Source organism: Bartonella sp. AC10YNML (assembly GCF_042196825.1).
Taxonomy (GTDB): Bacteria; Pseudomonadota; Alphaproteobacteria; order Rhizobiales; family Rhizobiaceae; genus Bartonella.
Map to the genome: position 1 here is coordinate 60,895 of NZ_JBHIRA010000001.1, position 18,590 is coordinate 79,484.

At 38.2% G+C, this 18,590-nt stretch carries 8 protein-coding genes; 6 read left to right on the plus strand and 2 right to left on the minus strand.

Annotation, left to right across the window (positions count from 1 at the left end; genetic code table 11):
• Positions 1-13: 13 nt before the first annotated feature.
• From pheT to ACFINA_RS00290, 6 genes are all read left to right on the plus strand, one after another.
• On the plus strand, positions 14-2,428 hold the full coding sequence (gene pheT / locus ACFINA_RS00265; protein WP_375614907.1) for a phenylalanine--tRNA ligase subunit beta: 2,415 nt from the start codon (positions 14-16) through the stop codon (positions 2,426-2,428).
• Positions 2,429-2,718: 290 nt separating this feature from the next.
• Positions 2,719-3,627 carry a metal ABC transporter substrate-binding protein gene (locus ACFINA_RS00270; RefSeq protein WP_375606167.1) on the plus strand — a complete coding sequence of 303 codons (909 nt, stop codon included), beginning with the start codon at positions 2,719-2,721 and terminating at the stop codon, positions 3,625-3,627.
• On the plus strand, positions 3,624-4,454 hold the full coding sequence (locus ACFINA_RS00275) for a manganese/iron ABC transporter ATP-binding protein (RefSeq protein ID WP_375607867.1): 831 nt from the start codon (positions 3,624-3,626) through the stop codon (positions 4,452-4,454). Before ACFINA_RS00270 ends, ACFINA_RS00275 begins: the two co-directional genes overlap by 4 nt.
• The gene (locus ACFINA_RS00280; RefSeq protein WP_375614908.1) at positions 4,451-5,317 is read left to right on the plus strand and encodes a metal ABC transporter permease; all 867 of its coding nucleotides are present in this window, start codon (positions 4,451-4,453) and stop codon (positions 5,315-5,317) included. Before ACFINA_RS00275 ends, ACFINA_RS00280 begins: the two co-directional genes overlap by 4 nt.
• Complete coding sequence (locus tag ACFINA_RS00285) at positions 5,314-6,219, plus strand: metal ABC transporter permease (protein WP_375610018.1); 906 nt, start codon at positions 5,314-5,316, stop codon at positions 6,217-6,219. Before ACFINA_RS00280 ends, ACFINA_RS00285 begins: the two co-directional genes overlap by 4 nt.
• A gap of 403 nt (positions 6,220-6,622) precedes the next feature.
• Entirely contained in the window at positions 6,623-7,009 is a 387-nt protein-coding gene (locus ACFINA_RS00290; protein WP_375614909.1) for a YbaN family protein, read from the plus strand.
• 1,483 nt (positions 7,010-8,492) lie between these two features.
• Here the strand turns inward: ACFINA_RS00290 and pncB are convergent.
• Complete coding sequence (pncB, locus tag ACFINA_RS00295) at positions 8,493-9,797, minus strand: nicotinate phosphoribosyltransferase (RefSeq protein WP_375614910.1); 1,305 nt, start codon at positions 9,795-9,797, stop codon at positions 8,493-8,495.
• Between the two features lie 132 nt (positions 9,798-9,929).
• Positions 9,930-18,494: a GH36-type glycosyl hydrolase domain-containing protein gene (locus tag ACFINA_RS00300; RefSeq protein WP_375614317.1), complete on the minus strand. Its 8,565-nt coding sequence runs from the start codon at positions 18,492-18,494 to the stop codon at positions 9,930-9,932.
• Positions 18,495-18,590 lie beyond the last annotated feature (96 nt).

Sequence of the window (18,590 nt, forward strand, 5' to 3'; positions counted from 1 at the left end):
GTGAGGTTTTAAAATGAAGTTTACATTGTCTTGGTTAAAAGATCACTTAGAGACAAATGCATCTTTAGATGAAATTTGTGAAAAATTAACCGCTATCGGTCTTGAGGTTGATCACGTTGATGATCGGTCTTCTTTAAAAGGTTTTGTGATTGCAAAAGTTTTAACAGCAATAAAACATCCTGATGCCGATAAACTTCAAATTTTATCAGTGGATACAGGAACTGCTACACCTGTTCAAGTTGTCTGTGGAGCCTCAAATGCACGAGCAGGTCTTGTTGGTGTTCTGGCACTACCAGGCACTTATATTCCAGGACTTGATGTAACATTATCTGTAGGAAAAATCCGCGGTGTTGAAAGTTTTGGGATGATGTGTTCGCAAGCGGAGCTTGAATTAACAAATGAGCATGACGGGATTATCGAACTTCCAGAAGATGCACCTATTGGAGATTCATTTGCAGCTTATGCTGGTTTAGATGATCCGATCATTGATATTGGTTTGACCCCCAATCGTTCCGATTGTACAGGTGTTCGCGGTATTGCCCGTGATCTTGCTGCCGCTGGAATGGGAAAGTTAAAAGAATTATCCTTGTCAAAATTTGATACTGCTTTTGAAACACCACTTCATGTTTCTTTAGATTTTTTGCAAGGTTCATCATTATGTTTAGGTTTCGCTTGGCGTGAAGTACGCAATGTTCAAAATGGCGAATCACCACAGTGGATGCAACAACGTTTGAATGCAATTGGTTTGAGACCGATTAATGCGCTTGTTGATATGACCAATTACATCAGTTTTGACCTTGGTCGTCCACTCCATGTTTTTGATGCAGATAAAATTAAAGGTAATTTGTGTGTACGTTGCGCGCATGAAGGAGAACAGCTTCAAGCACTGAATGGAAAAATCTATCATTTGAGCGCTAAGAATTGTGTCATTGCAGATGACGAGGGGGTTGTTTCGATTGCCGGCATCATGGGCGGTGAAAGAACGAGTTGTGATGAAACAACACATCGCGTTATTATTGAATCGGCGCTTTGGGATGCGCAAAGCATTGCACAAACAGGAAGAGCATTAGGTCTTATCAGTGATGCACGTTATCGATTTGAACGAGGTGTTGATCCGGCTTTTATAGAAACAGGGCTTGAAATTGCAACAGAATTGGTCTTACGTCTTTGTGGTGGTGAAGTATCTAAAAAAAGAATCGTTGGCTATCAGCAACAAGAAATCAAACAGATCGCTTTTCCTTTTTCTGAAATTAAACGTTTAACAAATTTGGAAATAGAGCCTGAAAAAGTCATCTCTATTTTAACAAAACTCGGATTTTTTGTTGAAGGAAAAGGAGATGTCGTTACGGTAAAAGTACCATCATGGCGCCCTGATATTATGGGTAAAGCCGATTTGGTGGAAGAGGTTATGAGAATTTATGGGTTAGATAAAATTAAACCTATTCCTTTGGAAAACTTTGCAGAAGGAAAAGATCAAATTTTAACATGCGCACAAATTCGTTCACGTGCTACACGTTTGGCTCTAGTGCAACGTGGTATGAAAGAAGCGGTAACATGGTCTTTTATTTCTGAAAATCAAGCTCTTGCTTTTGGAGGAGGTCAAGAAGAGCTTAAATTAGTTAATCCTATTGCTGCTGATATGTCAGTAATGCGTCCTTCCCTTTTACCTGGTTTGATTATGGCGGCACAGAGAAATGCTGATCGTGGTTTTTCCGATCTTTCTTTGTTTGAAGTTTCAAGTATTTATGAGGGTGACACCCCTGATAAACAACACCGTGTTGTTAGTGGAGTTCGTCGCGGAACAGAGCAATTTAAAGGGGCAGGGCGTTTTTGGAATGGAAATGCAACCGTCGTTGATGTTTTTGATGCCAAAGCAGATGCTTTAGCTGTTTTAGAAGCATGTGATATGGATGTTGGGAAAGTACAGATTGAAGTTGGAGCACCTGATTGGTATCATCCAGGTCGTTCAGGTGTCATAAAACTTGGATCAAAGATTATTCTTGGTTTTTTTGGTGTTTTTCATCCTGCTACATTAGAAACGTTAGATGTCAGTGGTCCTTTATGCGGCTTTGAAATTTTTCTAGACCGAATTCCAGAATCAAATAAAAAAACGACCAAAAGCCGTCCTCCTTTGAAACTCTCACCTTTTCAAATGGTGCGGCGTGATTTTGCCTTTATAGCGGATAAAACTGTTGCCTCTTCTCTTATTATTCGGGCGGCAAGTGGAGCTGATAAAAAACTTATTCATTCAGTGCAGGTTTTTGATATTTTTGAAGATTTAAGCTTTGGTGAAGATAAAAAATCTGTTGCAATTGAAGTAACTATTCAGCCCATAGAACGGACTCTAACAGATGAAGATTTAGAAAAGCTTGCCTCAAAGATCGTGGATAATGTTACCAAAATGACAGGTGCATATTTACGCTACTGAGTATTCTCATTTTTTATGAGATATTTTACATGAAGTGGGAGCATTTTTGAGTGCTCCCTTTTTGTTTGGCATTCAAGAGCTATAGAACTTCTTGAAAGGGGATCTCTTTACTAAAACAAGCTGCTTAAATCATCAGTTTTTTCAATATGAAAAAACTGTTTTTAAACATCTTGAAAAGTTATTTTTTCTCTTAATCCTTCATTGCAAATGTAAAAGATAACTGCTATTGCTAAATGATAATGCAAATTATTTGCAATAAAAAGAAGGCATATAAAGGAAAGAGAGCATCAATGAACGTAAGAACATTTTTCACCATAGTTTTTGGAAGTGTTATTTTTTTTACACCCAATTTTGCTTTGTGTGCTGGTAAATTTAAAGCTGTTACGACATTTACTATCATTGCTGATATGGCACGCAATGTAGCAGGTGATGCCGCTGATGTTGAATCCATTACAAAACCAGGTGCGGAAATTCATGAATATCAACCCACCCCACGCGATCTTATGCGTGCTCAGGGAGCTAACCTTGTATTGTGGAATGGTTTAGAGTTAGAGCTTTGGTTTGAAAAGTTTTTTCAAAATATCAAGGATGTTCCAAGTGTTGTTGTTTCAAAAGGTATTCTACCCATTAAAATTGGTGAGGGCCCTTTTAGCGGTAAACCCAATCCTCATGCGTGGATGTCACCGACCTCTGCTTTGATTTACGTTGATAATATTCGCGATGCTTTTGTAAAATATGACCCTGAACATGCTGAAATTTATAAAGAGAATGCTGAAATTTATAAACAGAAAATTCGTGCAACGATTGATCCAATTAGAGCTGAATTAGAAGCCGTACCGCAAGATAAGCGTTGGCTTGTGACCAGTGAGGGGGCTTTTAGCTATTTGGCGCGTGATTTTGATCTAAAAGAACTTTATTTATGGCCCATCAATGCTGACCAACAAGGAACACCACAGCAGGTCAAGCATGTTATTGATATGGTTCGCAAATACAATATTCATGCAGTTTTTTCTGAAAGCACTATTTCCCCTGCACCTGCTAAGCAGGTTGCCAGAGAAACAGGGGCTAAATACGGTGGTGTTCTCTATGTTGATTCTCTGAGTGAGAAAAATGGTGAGGTCCCCACTTATATTGATTTATTACGTGTCACGAGTGGGCGTATTAGCAAGGCTCTAGCAGAGGGAGTAAAAAGCCAATGACGGAATGTGGAATATTTGCCCAAGGGGTAACGGTAACTTATCGTAATGGACATACAGCTTTACGCGAAGTGAATTTTGAAAGTCCAAAGGGTTCTATTACGGCATTGGTTGGTGTTAATGGATCCGGTAAGTCAACGTTATTTAAAGCGATTATGGGGTTTGTACGCCCCTCAAAGGGAAAAATTCGCATGTTTGATTTGCCCGTTGATGTAGCTTTGAAAAAAAATCTTATTGCTTATGTTCCTCAAAGTGAAGATGTCGATTGGAATTTTCCTGTCTTGGTTGAAGATGTTGTATTGATGGGGCGGTACGGTCATATGAATTTCTTTCGCTATGCCCGTACACAAGATTATGAAGCCGTTCGTATTGCCTTAGAACGTGTTGATATGCTGGCTTTTGCTAAGCGCCAAATTGGAGAACTTTCTGGTGGACAGAAAAAGCGTGTTTTTCTAGCACGCGCTCTTGCACAAAAAGCAAAAGCTATTTTATTAGATGAGCCGTTTACAGGGGTTGATGTTACAACAGAAGATAAAATCATTGCTTTGTTACAAGATCTTCGTAAAGAAGGAGCTGTGATCTTGGTTTCAACGCACAATTTGGGCTCTGTTCGTGAATTTTGTGATCATACGGTTTTAATAAAAGGAACAGTGTTAGCTTCCGGATTAACTGAAAAAATCTTTACAAAGCAAAATCTGGAAAAAACTTTTGGAGGGTCTTTGCACCACCATATTTTTGATCTTCAAAGCACAAAAAAAAATGATGTTTTCATGGGAAGAAAGCAGTCTGCAGTTTGTGAAGATATTGAAAGAGTGGAGCACGTTGCATGATTTCTTGGTTGCTTGAGCCACTGAGCTATCAATATATGGTGAATGCAATGTGGGTTTCTGGGTTAGTTGGGTGTGTTTGTGCCTTTCTTTCGGCTTTTTTGATGTTAAAAGGTTGGTCATTGATTGGTGATGCACTTTCCCATTCGATTGTTCCTGGTGTAGCAGGAGCTTACCTTTTAGGGTTACCTTTTTCACTCGGCGCTTTTTTTTCTGGTGGTCTTGCAGCAGCAGCAATGCTCTTTTTTAACCATCGAACAAAACTTAAAGAAGATACCATTATTGGGCTCATTTTTTCTTCCTTTTTTGCCTTTGGGTTATTTCTCAAATCATTAAAACCAATGGCTGTTAATATTGATACGATTGTTTTGGGAAATATTTTAGCAGTTAGTTCAACAGATATTCTACAATTGGCTTTTATCGGCTTTTTTTCTTTGCTTATATTGCTTTTGAAATGGAAAGATCTTCTTGTTTCATTATTTGATGAAACGCATGCGCATGCCATTGGATTAAACGTAAAGTTTTTAAAGATTCTCTTTTTCACATTACTGGCCGCTTGTACCGTTGCTGCCATGCAAACCGTTGGAGCGTTCTTAGTCATTTGTCTTGTTGTGACACCTGGGGCAACAGCCTATCTTTTAAGTGATCGTTTCGTAAATGTCTTGATTATTGCAGTTATAATTGGAACATTCACAAGTGTCTTGGGTGTTTATGTAAGTTATTTTTTGAATGCGCAAACAGGCGGGGTCGTAGTACTTTTTCAAGCATTTTTATTTATTTTGGCTTTTGTTTTTGCTCCTAAACACGGGTTTATTGCTGCACGCTTACGTATAAATGCGGCAAAAAAGGGTGTGATATTATCATGATTGATCAATTACTGCTTCCGTTTCAATTTTCTTTTATGCTTAAGGGTATGTTTATTGTCATGATTCTTTCTGTTCCAATGGCAATGCTTTCCTGCTTTCTTATCTTAAAAGGATGGGCACTGTTAGGCGATGCCATTTCCCATGCAGTTTTTCCCGGTGTTGTTGTTGGTTATATGACAACACCATGGGTAATTGCATTTTTAACTTCTTTGCCATTTGCTTGGATTCAGCATATGCGTCCCGAGAATATTACAATGACTTTGATTACTTGCGGTGCTTTTGTTGCAGGAATGGTGTGTGCACTATTAACGGGTTTTTTAGGAAGCAATAGCCGTATCAAACAGGACACGGTGATGGGTGTGGTCTTTTCTTCAATGTTTGGTTTGGGGCTTGTTTTAGCCACATCTATTTATAGTAGCTTAGATTTAAATCATATTCTATTTGGTAATCTCTTGGGTGTTAACTGGCTTGATATTACGCAGACAGCAATCATTTCTGCTATTGTCACTTTTATTTTAGCAGCAAAATGGCGCGACTTTATGCTGTATATTTTTGATACAGTTCAAGGACGTGCAATGGGTTTACCAATATCTCTACTCCACTATACCCTTCTAACAATGATTTCTCTTACAATTGTTGCAGCCTTGAAAGCTGTAGGTATCGTGCTCGTTATTTCTTTACTGATAGCACCAGGAGCAATTGCCTATCTTGTCACAAAGCGGTTTTCTTTTATGTTAATGATCGCAATACTTGTTGCAGCTTTTTCTGGTTTTTTAGGGATTTATCTCAGCTTATTTATCGGCTCTGACTCTGCTTCCACAATTGTGTTGATCTTGACGTTGATTTTTATGGCTACTTTCATGATGATTTTCTTTCGTCGAAGCACAGTTCAAGAGACTTGAAAGTGTTAAAATTCATGCATATCAGCCATGCATTTTTATGTATTGTTTCTCGTGCCTATTTTAGTTAGAGATTGGGTTGTTAGGTTATTTTTCCTCCTAATGCCTAGCAACTGAATGCAGTGTATATTCTCCCCCCCCCAAGACTGCATTTTAATTAAGAGGCTGCATTGATTTATTCTGCAGCCTTTTTATTTTTTTCTGAAACTTTTTCTCATTTCTTGAAATCATTTAAAATGATTATAATATTGTGTAAGCTATTCGGTATTTTCAAGGAACTTATAACAGCAAAGACACTTACGCATGAAGGGATAGAGCGTAATTGTACACTCAGACATGTAAACAGAAAAAAACAGATACAATGTTTTTGTATAGGGTTTTGCGTAGAGGAAAATAGTACGAGAAAATGAAAAAAGATTTGAAGATATCGCACCCTTTACGTATCTGCTATTATATAGCAGGGTGGGCGATGGTTATATTAGGTATTATCGGTATCGTATTACCTATTATGCCAACTGTGCCTTTTTTATTGGTTTCCTCATGGTGTTTTACGCGTTCTTCTCCACGTTTTCATCAATGGTTGAATAATCATCGTATTTTTGGTCCCCCTATTAAGCGATGGGAAGAAAAAAAAGCAATCTCTCCATTCGTTAAAGTTTTTGCAATGATGAGTATGACAGGAGGATTTTTATCCTTTTTTGTAATGCTACACCCTCCTTTATGGATTTCTTTACTTGTTGCGGTTATATTATTGCTGATTGCCATTTATATTGTAACACGTCCATCTTATTAATGATAAAAAAGACTTTATGGGATACTCTTTTTAGCTTCGACTTATTTGTAAAAACTATGAGAACTTTTAAGTTTTGAATATAAGCTCTCCATTCCCAAAATGCATATGAAATAGCAAGCTTTTTGAACGCAATTAATTAATAATATGTCTGTGAAATAATTTTTATGAACAAAGAAAGTTGTTTATGAATACTCAAAATGTTCTTACTTGGTAAACAATGATAAATCACATTCATGGAAGAGAGTCATTATTTTTGTAAAGCATGTTTGTATGAATCTCTACATATACATCATTGAAAAGTCATTGATATGATAGTCATTTCTTTCTAAAAGACATTTCGTTTTTTTTCATATCTCTTAATGAGGATATAATACAAAGCTTACTAAACACCATCATTTTATACTTATACAGTTAAGAAGCCGGTCCATTATATCAATCTTTAATGTTACATCTGTTATTAACTGAAGAATAATTCATAAGAAACAACAGAGCTTTTCAAATTGTTTTATACATACACGCATTCTTATTATAATATGCGAATAAATAATTTCTCTGTCTTTGTATAAAGCTTATTCGAAATAAAAATATTATTGCATTCTCTGTTTTTTAATGAAGTCATGCCCCTCACGTAAAACAAAAGGTCTCCCAAATCATGTTATTTACACATTTATTTTAATGAAACATCTCTCAACGCTTTACTCATTTCATAATAGCAGACCATACATGGATAAAGTAAAATCTCCTGTAAAGTGTATAAAATCTATTTGAGCACCATCATCCTTGCCTTTCAAAATGCACACCAATAGTCGCCATGCTATTTGTCATCCTCCAATGTTGCCTTAGTAATTCCTAATGCTACAATTATAGCTTGTCATCTGATTTTGTATATTTTGGCACTAGATTTTGTACCAATTTATTTTTTTCAAAGAGTTTAAAGGTGTTCTCAAAGGGTTTTGAAAGTCTTTTCTTATTTTTACTTATGGAAACGCACTTTTTTCTGATTTTCGGTCATTTTTGCAATTTTAGGTGTCAAAATCTATTTTGATAAAACGCGCATTTAATGGCTAAAATTGTACATAAAAACAACAAATTACCACGTATTCCTACTTAATCCAACCTCTTCCCACTTAGTATAAAACCTACTGTCAAACTACAACAATAACCCTTAGAACTTGAAAACCTTCATACATGCAAGGAGATGAGTGTGCTTGATTTAACAGGGTTAAAATGAGAAAATCTCCTTGGCTAAACTTCCTTGGCACGTTAAGTATTTTTTTAATGCGTCGTAAATACTTTTAAGTCTTATCTATCGCGCCTTATGTAAGTGAAGCGTATGCGTGGTAGGCCAAGTAGAATCTGCTCAAAAACAGCCGAACTGTTTACAGACCAGCAAAGGTTAAGAATCCTCATCCTTAGGGGAGGACAAAAATCAATCTTATAAACAATATGATGAGTCAATATACTTGTTTTAAAGAACCGGAAACTATGTCTTTATAGGTCCAGCAATTCGCTTTTTATTACCAAAAAAATTGAGATAACGTTGTACTTCTTTTGAATCACCGATCGTTTTTTTAGGATTATCTGAAAGTTTTACGGCTGGTCGACCATTGGCATAGGTCACCTTACAAACAAGGGAAAGAGCATCAAGTGTTGCAATTTCTTGAGGTGCACAGCCCGCAAAGTCGTTGGTAAGATCAGTTCCCCATCCAAAACTCATGCGCACTCTTCCATGAAAGTGATGATAGGTTTTTTCGATTGTATTGACATCAAGAGCATCAGAAAAAATTAAAAGTTTTTCGCGTGGATCTTTTCCTTTTTCTTTCCACCATTGAATAATACGTTCGCCACCTTCAATAGGGGGTGCACTATCAGGTCTAAACCCCGTCCAATCTGCTACCCAATCTGGAGCATCGCGTAAAAATGCTTCTGTACCAAAGGTATCTGGTAAAACAATGAGAAGATTTCCACCATAATAACGGTTCCAATCTTGCAAAACTTGATACGGAGCTCTGCGTAATTCATCATCGTTGTTGCTAAGAGCAGCAATAACCATGGGCAATTCGTGAGCATTGGTTCCAAGAGCTTCTAAATCTGTATCCATGGCGAGAAGGACATTAGACGTTCCAGTAAAAGAATTACCAATGCCTTCTTTTAATGCTTCCACACACCAGCGCTGCCATAAAAAAGAATGGCGGCGCCTTGTCCCAAAGTCAGATATTTTAATATCAGGCAATTTTTTGAGACGTTCAACTTTACTCCACATTTTTGCTTTAGCACGCGCATAAAGTACATCAAGAGCAAAACGATCTAGTTTTTTGAGAGCAGCACGTGAACGTAATTCACTAATAATAGCAAGGGCAGGAATTTCCCACATGGAACTATGGGCCCAGGGTCCATGAAAATGAAGGATATATTGGCCATCTTTGCGGGTGAGTTCATATTCTGGAAGTTGAAAATTCTCAAGCCACTGAAGAAAATCCGGTTCAAAAATTTGTTTGCGTCCATAAAATGTATTACCAGAAAGCCAAATCATTTCTTTTTTTGTAAAGCGCAAACTAAGAGCATGATCAAGTTGGGCACGCAATTCACTCTCATCAATATCATCGGCAAGACGTATTGTTTTAGAGCGATTTATGAGGGAAAAAGTAACATTAACATTAGGATATAACCCCCAAATCATCTGCACCATTAGAAGCTTATAAAAATCCGTATCAAGAAGTGACCGAATAATGGGATCAAGTTTCCAAGTGTGATTGTAAACACGTCTAGCAATATCCGGATGATTCATAACCTTTTTCTTTCATTTTCATAAAATCTAAAACATTATGCACCAACACGGCTAATATAGGCGGTGCAATATAACAACTCTACAGTTTTGAACAAGAATAAAAAGTCTGCTCTCTTTTTTCATCTTTCATCTTTAAGATTTGACAATACGTATAATTTCATGCTGACCTGTTTTTTGTAACTTTATCCCTGTATGAAATTCGGTATATTCTTTGCTATTAACATAGAGCATATTTTTAGGTCCCCATTTTACTTTAATGCTATAAACGGCATCATAAAACTTCATTGTTGCTTCATATTTTGGCCAAATAGAGGGTAAATGTGGCTGCAAAAACAATAGGTCTCCCTGACGCTGTATTCCAAGAATTGCTTGTGTTGCGGCACGATAAAACCAACCAGCTGAACCTGTATACCAAGTCCAACCGCCTTGACCACATCGTGGTTCAACAGCATAAATATCTGCCGCCATCACATAAGGTTCAACACGATAAGTTTCAGGATCTTGTCCATGATTAATAGGGTTAATCGCGGAAAATAAAGCATAAGCTTCATCGTTTTGTCCCATTTCAGCCAATGCTAAAATACTCCAAATGGCACCATGCGTGTATTGACCACCATTTTCTCGAATTCCTGGAGGATAACCTTTTATATAACCAGGCTCGAGTGTACTTTTATCAAAAGGCGGCCAAAAAAGGCGAATGAATCCGCCTTTTTTATCATAGAGATGCTCCAACATTGATTTCATCGCTTGTTTTTGACGTTCAGGCGATGCCATTTGAGAAATGACAGCCCAAGATTGAGCAATGGTATCAATTTGACATTCATCATTGATTTTAGAGCCAAGAGGTGTTCCATCATCAAAATAACCACGTCGATACCAAGCACCATCCCAACCGTTTTTCTCTAGGGATTTTGTTAAACGTTCAAGATACGTACTCCATATTTGCATATGGCTGTTGTCACCACGTTTCTTTGCTAAAGAGATAAATGCTTGTAATGTGTACCCAAGAAACCATCCTAACCAAATGCTTTCGCCTTTTCCTTCCACACCCACCAAATTCATGCCATCATTCCAATCCCCACCTAACATAAGAGGGAGACCATGTGGTCCGCAGCGTTTAATGGCAAGGTCTAAAGCTAAAGCACAATGTTCATAAACTGTTGCAACCTTTGAGGATTGGGTGGGTTGAAAATAAGCATCCTGTTGCCCACTTTTGAGAACATCACCTTCAATAAAAGGAATGAGCGTATCAAGAAAGGCATCATCGCCAGTGGTATTGACATAAAAAGCTGTTGCATATGCAAGCCAAACGATATCATCAGAAATCCGCGTACGAACACCAGCATTTGTATCAGGCAACCACCAATGTTGCACATCCCCTTCAAGAAATTGGTGCGCTGCAGCATTTAACAATTGGTCATGAGCCAATTGTGGTTCCAGCAATAACAAAGACAAGCTATCTTGTAGCTGATCACGAAAGCCAAATGCACCACTCGCTTGGTAAAAGCCTGCGCGTGCCATGATGCGGCATGCATAAATTTGATAGGGAAGCCAGTGGTTGACCATAAGATTAAAAGAAGAGTCAGGTGTTTTGACTTGGAAAGGAGAAACAAAATCACTCCATTGTTGTTTTTGTTTTGTGAGCAGAATTTCAAAATCGCTTGCACGTGCTTGATCAAGTAGTTTTTCAGCTTCTTGCCTATTTTCAGCACTGCCAAGATAGAAGATGATTTCTTTTGTTTGCCCTGGCAAAAGATCAATATCATAGGCAAATGCTGAACAAGGATCACATCCTGCTGCAATGGTATTCGAAAGAGCACCAGCTTTATGGATCGCATTTGGATGTGTTACGGTTCCCGTTGCACCGATAAATTCAGCGCGATTGGTGGTCGTACTGGTTGGCATTTCGGAGGCTGATAAAAATGTAACTTGTTGAGATTTCTCGATGTGATAGGGATTTTGAATAAAATGCGCCCCCCATCTGGCCTCATAAGAGGAAACAATAAAGGGAGCATATTTTGTACGGACATTTCCCAAAACCCATTCAACATAATTATAAAGGCGTAAACTGCGTGGTTTTTTCCCTTCATTCGTAAGGATAAGACGTGAAAAGCGAATAGGTTTTTCAGGATCAAGTGTATGGGTCAGTTCTAATGCGATTTCTGAATGTGTTGATTTAAAAGTTGAGAATCCAAACCCATGACACGCCTCATAGACAATATTTTCGTCACATTCAACAGTAGAAACGGGTGAGAAACGTTTTAAAGACTGGCGATCAACCAAATAAAGTGCTTCTCCTGGTCGGTTAAACGTTGGATCATTCGCCCAAGGAGTTAGTTGATAATCGCGGCTATTGTTAGCCCAAGTAAAAATTGCACCTTCAGCAGAGACATGAAAACCAAACCTGTGATTAGCAATGACATTAATCCACGGATGCGGTGTATTGGTACGTCCATGAAGACGTATTACATAATGATTATGCTGATTAAAACCACCGTAACCATTCCAATATCTTAGATCTTCTCCATTCGTAGGGAAAGAAGATGGTTTTTGTTGGCTAATAAGACCAATGGAAGAAAAAAGATTTTGTTCAGTTTGTGTTGTAAATTGCTGTCCTTCGTTATATCTTGGCAAGTCTAATTGATCATAAGATTCTTGATAATTTTTATGAATTGTGAGATTAAAATCATTCTCATCAAGCCGTTTAAGTTGTTCAGATAAAGAGCCATTTTGGGCATCAAGAACGATACGCGCTGATGCAAGAAGCGTTTTAAAACTCTGTTCACTCATTTGATCGCGTCGAAGCATGAAAATATGTTGGCATCCATCTGCTTCTTGCGTGTGGCGACGATAAGATTCACAGACCCACTCAAGAGCGCGTTGTGTATTTTGTATATAGGAAAATGCTTGTTCATTGAGAATGACCAAATCAACAATAAGACCGCGCATACGCCAATATTCGTGTGCTTTAAGAAGCTCACGCAGTACAGCTATATTTCCCTCGTTATTTAATCTAAGAAGACAGAGTGGATTGTCTCCTGAAATGGACATGGGCCAAAGATCAGACTGTTTTCCTAGCGTTTTTGCTAATATTTCAGAAGGAAGACGCCACGTTCTTTCTGGATAAATAAGCGGTGTTGCATATTTTTGATAAACAATAGCTTCTTTAAGCTGAGTTCCACTCTGATACAGTGCAACTTGTGAGCGCGTCCATGCCATTGAAAGTTCTTTTTGAAACATATCAGGTTGTCGATAATGTTTAATATGATTATTTAGCGCTTCTTTTGTATGAGCAGCGAAAGTCCAAAAAATAAGTTCTGCTTTGCCATGGGCTGGAATTTGTACACAGCAGCGCAATGACATAATAGGATCTAGAACACAACCTTGACTGTTACTAAAACGAGTATTTTGGTCAAATGCAGCGGGACGATGAATAGATCGCCCCCGACCAATAAATAGAGAGCGATCTGTTTCAGCTTCTGTCTCTTGGAGAGTATCTGTTGTACTAGAAACAAAATGAGCAATATGAATATCAGGGTCGCTAGGTGAGCGTTTACGCCTTTTGGCAAAAATTGTTTTGCCTTCCTCAGCAATTTCTGTCTCTATAAACATACGAGAAAAAACAGGATGAGCACTATCTACGTCCATTGTTGCGAGTGCCAGTTCACCATAAGAAGTAACTTCAATAAGACAATCTTTATGTGTCGTATTCATCAGTTGAAGACGTCTCCCTTCGCCACATCCTTCAGATGTAATAAGACATTCAAGTGTTGATTTAATACCATCAACTATTTTTGTATATTCAGCCTTTTCATCTGTAAAAATGCTGACAGCTTCTTCTTCAATAACGCGTGTTGGTTCACCAGTAACAGACCACCAGCGTCCACTATGCGTATCACGTAGAAAGAATAAAGTACCTTGTTGATCTTCTGTTGCATCAGGAATAAAGCGCGTAATCGCATAATCGTGCCAACGGCTGTAACCAGAACCATTAGCTGTTAACATGGTAGAATAAGAGCCATTAGACAAAAGCAAAGTTGCTCGTGGTTTGAGCAACGGATTTTTAATAATACGCAAAAGGGCAGCGTCAAATGCTTGAGACTTATTGCGCATACGATTAACAGCTTTGGTATGAATAATAGGAATGAGATGAGGCGCTCTTTCCTGTAAGAGCAATTGTGTTGCTTCAATAACGGGATCTCTGTGAAAACGATCACGCATTCGCCCTTGAAAAATAACATTGTTAAGAGCAAGGATAGACATGCCATGATGGTGCGCATAATAATTGCGTACAATGGCGTATTTTTCCCCTATCTTCACGCGTGAAGGAGTAAAATCAATAGAGTCATAATAACCATATGTCCCTAAAGCTCCAAGATCACGGAGTCGTTTTAAATTAGCGACAGCGCAAGAAGGTGCATATTGTGCCGCTAGAAGACTGGCATAGGGAGCAATGACAGCATTGCGTGAGAGTCCACGTTGGAGGCCGAGACTTGGAACACCAAAATGAGCATATTGATAGTTCATTAAATGATCGCGAGCATTAAATGCGGCCTCTGAAATACCCCATGGCAATTCTCGTTTATGGGCATATTGTATTTGACATCGAATAATTAATCGATTTGTTTGATCTAGTAGAGATCCTAACGGTTCATGCATCACAAGAGAGGGCATAAGGTATTCAAACATGGAACCAGACCATGATAGGAGCGCACCTTTCCAACCTATCGGTACAAGGAGTCGACCAAGATGAAACCAATGTTTAAGTTTTATATCTCCCTTTGCGATAGCAAAAAAGCTTGCAAGACGTGCTTCTGAAGCAAGCAGATCATAACAATTTTCATCGAGTTTGTTTTCTTGCACACGATATCCAATGGATAAAAGGTGCCGTTTAGGCTGTTCTAAAAAGTCAAATTCCATCTCAAAGGCTATTTGCCGTGCTGCTATAGCCAACTGGTTTAGTTTTTTACATAATTTTTCAGTATCACAATTATCAGTAGCATCATGATGATGAGCGTTGCAGGTGTCGAGAAGGCATTTAGCCCAAGAGAGCGCACGAGCAGATTCTATCGTTTGAATTTTTTGATCAAATTCACCGACTAAGTGCACAATATCGTGAGCTGCCTGTGAAAGCTCCATGACGTGAGAAGAGATCGTATTTTCTTGTTCTATAAAAGTGAAGACAGAATCATGAAAACGAGTAATGTTTTCTTCGATTTTTTGGCGTAAAGATCGTAAACTGGGTTTATGATCTGGAATTTCTCTGACAGTTTCTTCAAGAATAGCAAGAACATCCGATAAGCCTTCTCGGTCACTTTGAAAAAAAATATGAGGTTTTTCAGCCCATTCACTTAAAGCAGAAGAGAGTGTTACCAAATGACCGGCAAGATTCCCTGAATCAACGGTTGATACATAAGTAGGTAAAAGAGGTCTGAGTGTATCCGTTTCATACCAATTATAGAGATGACCACGAAACTTTTCCATTTTTGCAAGAGAGTGTAATGTACATTCAATACGTGTGATGGTCTCTTCAAAACCAATCCAGCCAAAATCACGTGCTGCAATAATAGAAAGGAGATAAACGCCAATATTCGTAGGCGATGTACGTTGAGCAACAAGAGGTTCAGGATCTTCTTGAAAATTATCAGGAGGCAAATGGTTGTTTTGTGCATTGACAAAAGTTGCATAATAAAGCCATGTCCGCCGTGCAATAGAACGGAGTTTTTTTTCATCTTTTGAAGAAAGATAAAGGCTATCTTGAAAGGTTGAAGGTTGACTCACAATCCAAGCAATGAAGGGTGAAAAAAACCATGCTATCCCAAAAGGCAAAGCAACCAAGCTTGCAAAACTATCAGAAAAAAGGGGGAGTGCTATAGTAAGAATACCAATAAGCGATGCTGGTGCCATTGTAAAAACATAGAAACGCAAACTATTGGGTATTGATTTTGTTGCGGCAGAAGTTTTCCATTCAAGAAGATGCCGTTTTGAAATCGTCATACGATAGAGTGTACGAATAATCGCATCGGTCATAAAATACGCCGAATGCGCAAGAAACGTCGTTTTAAGAAATATATCAGCGCTTGTAAGAGCAATTTTGTTCCAAATTAATTGAAAATGTCCACGCAAAGAATGATCTATATTGGATGAGACAAACGTTTTTAATACACATAGAATGGGTGAAATGAAGGAGCTAAACAACAAGAATAGTTGCCAGACGATTGCACTCTTTAATGGCAAAAGAGTCCAGCCTGAAAATGCTGCGATTAACCACATAAGTGGCATGAGAGAACGACGTAAATTATCCTGCATTTTCCAACGCGTTACAAAGCTTATTTGACGAGGAAAAAAAAGATAAGGTAAAAGTTGCCAATCACCGCGGATCCAGCGATGATACCGCATAACATCAATATTATAAGCTGTCGGATAATCTTCAACAATTTCTACGCTACTTACAAAAGCAGTACGAGCATATCCTCCTTCTAAGAGATCATGACTGAGAACAGTATTTTCTTTAATTTTGCCGTAAAGTGCTCGTTCAAATGCATCAATATTATAAAGCCCTTTACCGATAAAGGTGCCTTCTCCTAAAAGATCTTGATACGTATCAAAAACAGCAAAAACATAAGGATCAATACCACGGTTGGTAGAAAAAACGCGTTGGAGAATTGATGTTTTTTTTTCTGTTGTAAGAGAAGGAATAATGCGTGGTTGTAAAATGCTATAGCCCTTTACAACCTTTCCACTTTGTGGATCAAAAATGGGATGATTGAGTGGATGGTTAAGCTTTCCAACAAGTTGTGTGACGCTCTCTGGAGTAAGACGTGTATCACAATCCAGAGTCATAACAAAACGGCAATCCATAGGAAGACGTGGATTGGGAGGATAAAAGCTCGTGTTTTTATCGCCTCTTAAGAGTCGATTGAGTTCATGAAGTTTTCCTCGCTTTCGTTCCCATCCCATCCAACATTTTTCGCTTGTATTATAAAGGCGTCGGCGATGTAAAAGGAAAAAAAGCGGAAGTTCATCACGATGATAACGACTATTGAGTTTATCAATACTCTTTTGCGCATAGTGTAATAAATCAAGATCATCTTGCGTTTCTCTTAATGGAGCATCCACCCAATCTGTAATGAGTGCAAAATGAATGGCACCTTTAGGATTGGAAAGATAGTGCACTTCAAGATTGCGCACTTGTTCATCAATATCATCGCGTGATGTCATCAAAGTAGGTACAACAACCATTGTCCGCGCATATCCCGGAATACCTTCTTTATATTCATAACCAATGAGTTGTTTTGATGGGACAAACCAAGAAACAACAGTGTTAAATAAAGCAAAAGCAGCATCGATAGCAGGAAAAAGCGCCAATACAGTAAAGCAAAAAGACATCCATTGTGTCATGCCAGACACTTGTAAAAAAGCGTAAATTACAAGCAAAAGAGCAAGCGTTAGAAAAGAGACAGGAACGGCCATGACTCTCAATTTTGAGCAACAGGAAGCGCGTGTCCATTTTATGAGAAAGGGCGGAATATATCCACAAGCCTTTTCAAATATACCACAACCATCATCAACAAGGTACCACCCCACACAAGAATGATGAGGCATATCTTTAGAAGTGGAATTTGCCATTTCTACAACTTTATGTGCAACTTCCAGTTCACTAAGAGGTGAAAAGCGTGAAACTTTTTCAATGACTTGTCGATAAATATTGCGTGAGTGAGCATCAATTTCAGAAAAATCACTATTTTTACGCAAAATAGAATCAACACAACTCACTGTTTCAAACCATGCTGTCCAATCAACATCATCTATAGCTTTAAGAGCACTGATAATATTACCCATGGTCACACCATCTGCTGCTTGTCGGGTGTGTTCATCGGCTGTTGCAATCTCTAAGCTACTGCCTTGGCTTTCCAATTGTTTTTCAAGCCAAGTTAATGCTACGGTTGAATCAATAGATGCACTGCGCAAACGATAAAATAAATGCGCTGAAAAGGTTGGATCAATAGTAAGTGGTTGATACTGCGTAAAAATAGAATGGAGTTTTGGTTTATTTTCTACAAGAGAAATTTTATCAGCCACTTGACTAGCAAGATGACGCATACGCCGCGCTTTTTCAATACGGACTGAAAGACGACGGACATTTTCAATGAGCAGCATCTGCATCACAGAAGGAAGAGCCCACAATTCACCAATTGTGAGCGCACAAACTTCTTGAAATCCATTAATCATAGCAGTCAGTGTTTCTTGTGAAAAACTACTATCAGTATGCGCGATATAAAGCCAAGTTAAAATAAAAATTCGTGGCATTCCTGCTTTTTGTCTAGAAAGAGGAAGTTGCTTTATAAAGGACTTGGGGAGGTTACGGCGTAGCTGTTGTATGGTTTTATCAATGGCGTAATAATTATCAATGAGCCATTGAGCAGACGGTGCGATGGTCTCATCATTTTGGGCAGCAAAATCACTGGTATGAAAGGCATGAAGAATAAGTTTAGCACTTTCATTCAATCTCTTGCGAAAATCTTCTACTCCCTCATATTCAGGGAGTAAAACTTCTTTACCAGAAGCTATATCATGCCCTAAATTATAAAGATCTTCCTGTACTTTATAAATTGCACGAAGAGGAAAATCCGTATTAGTAAAATGATCTTTTCTCTCTGTTTGAGAAAAAAGTATTTTATGAAGGATATTATGCACGCCATGTCCCATTGTTATTTAATTACATCGTTTTTTATTTAAATTGTAAGCATTTTATCTGAATAGTGAACCGTTGATAGACAAAAAAACAAACTT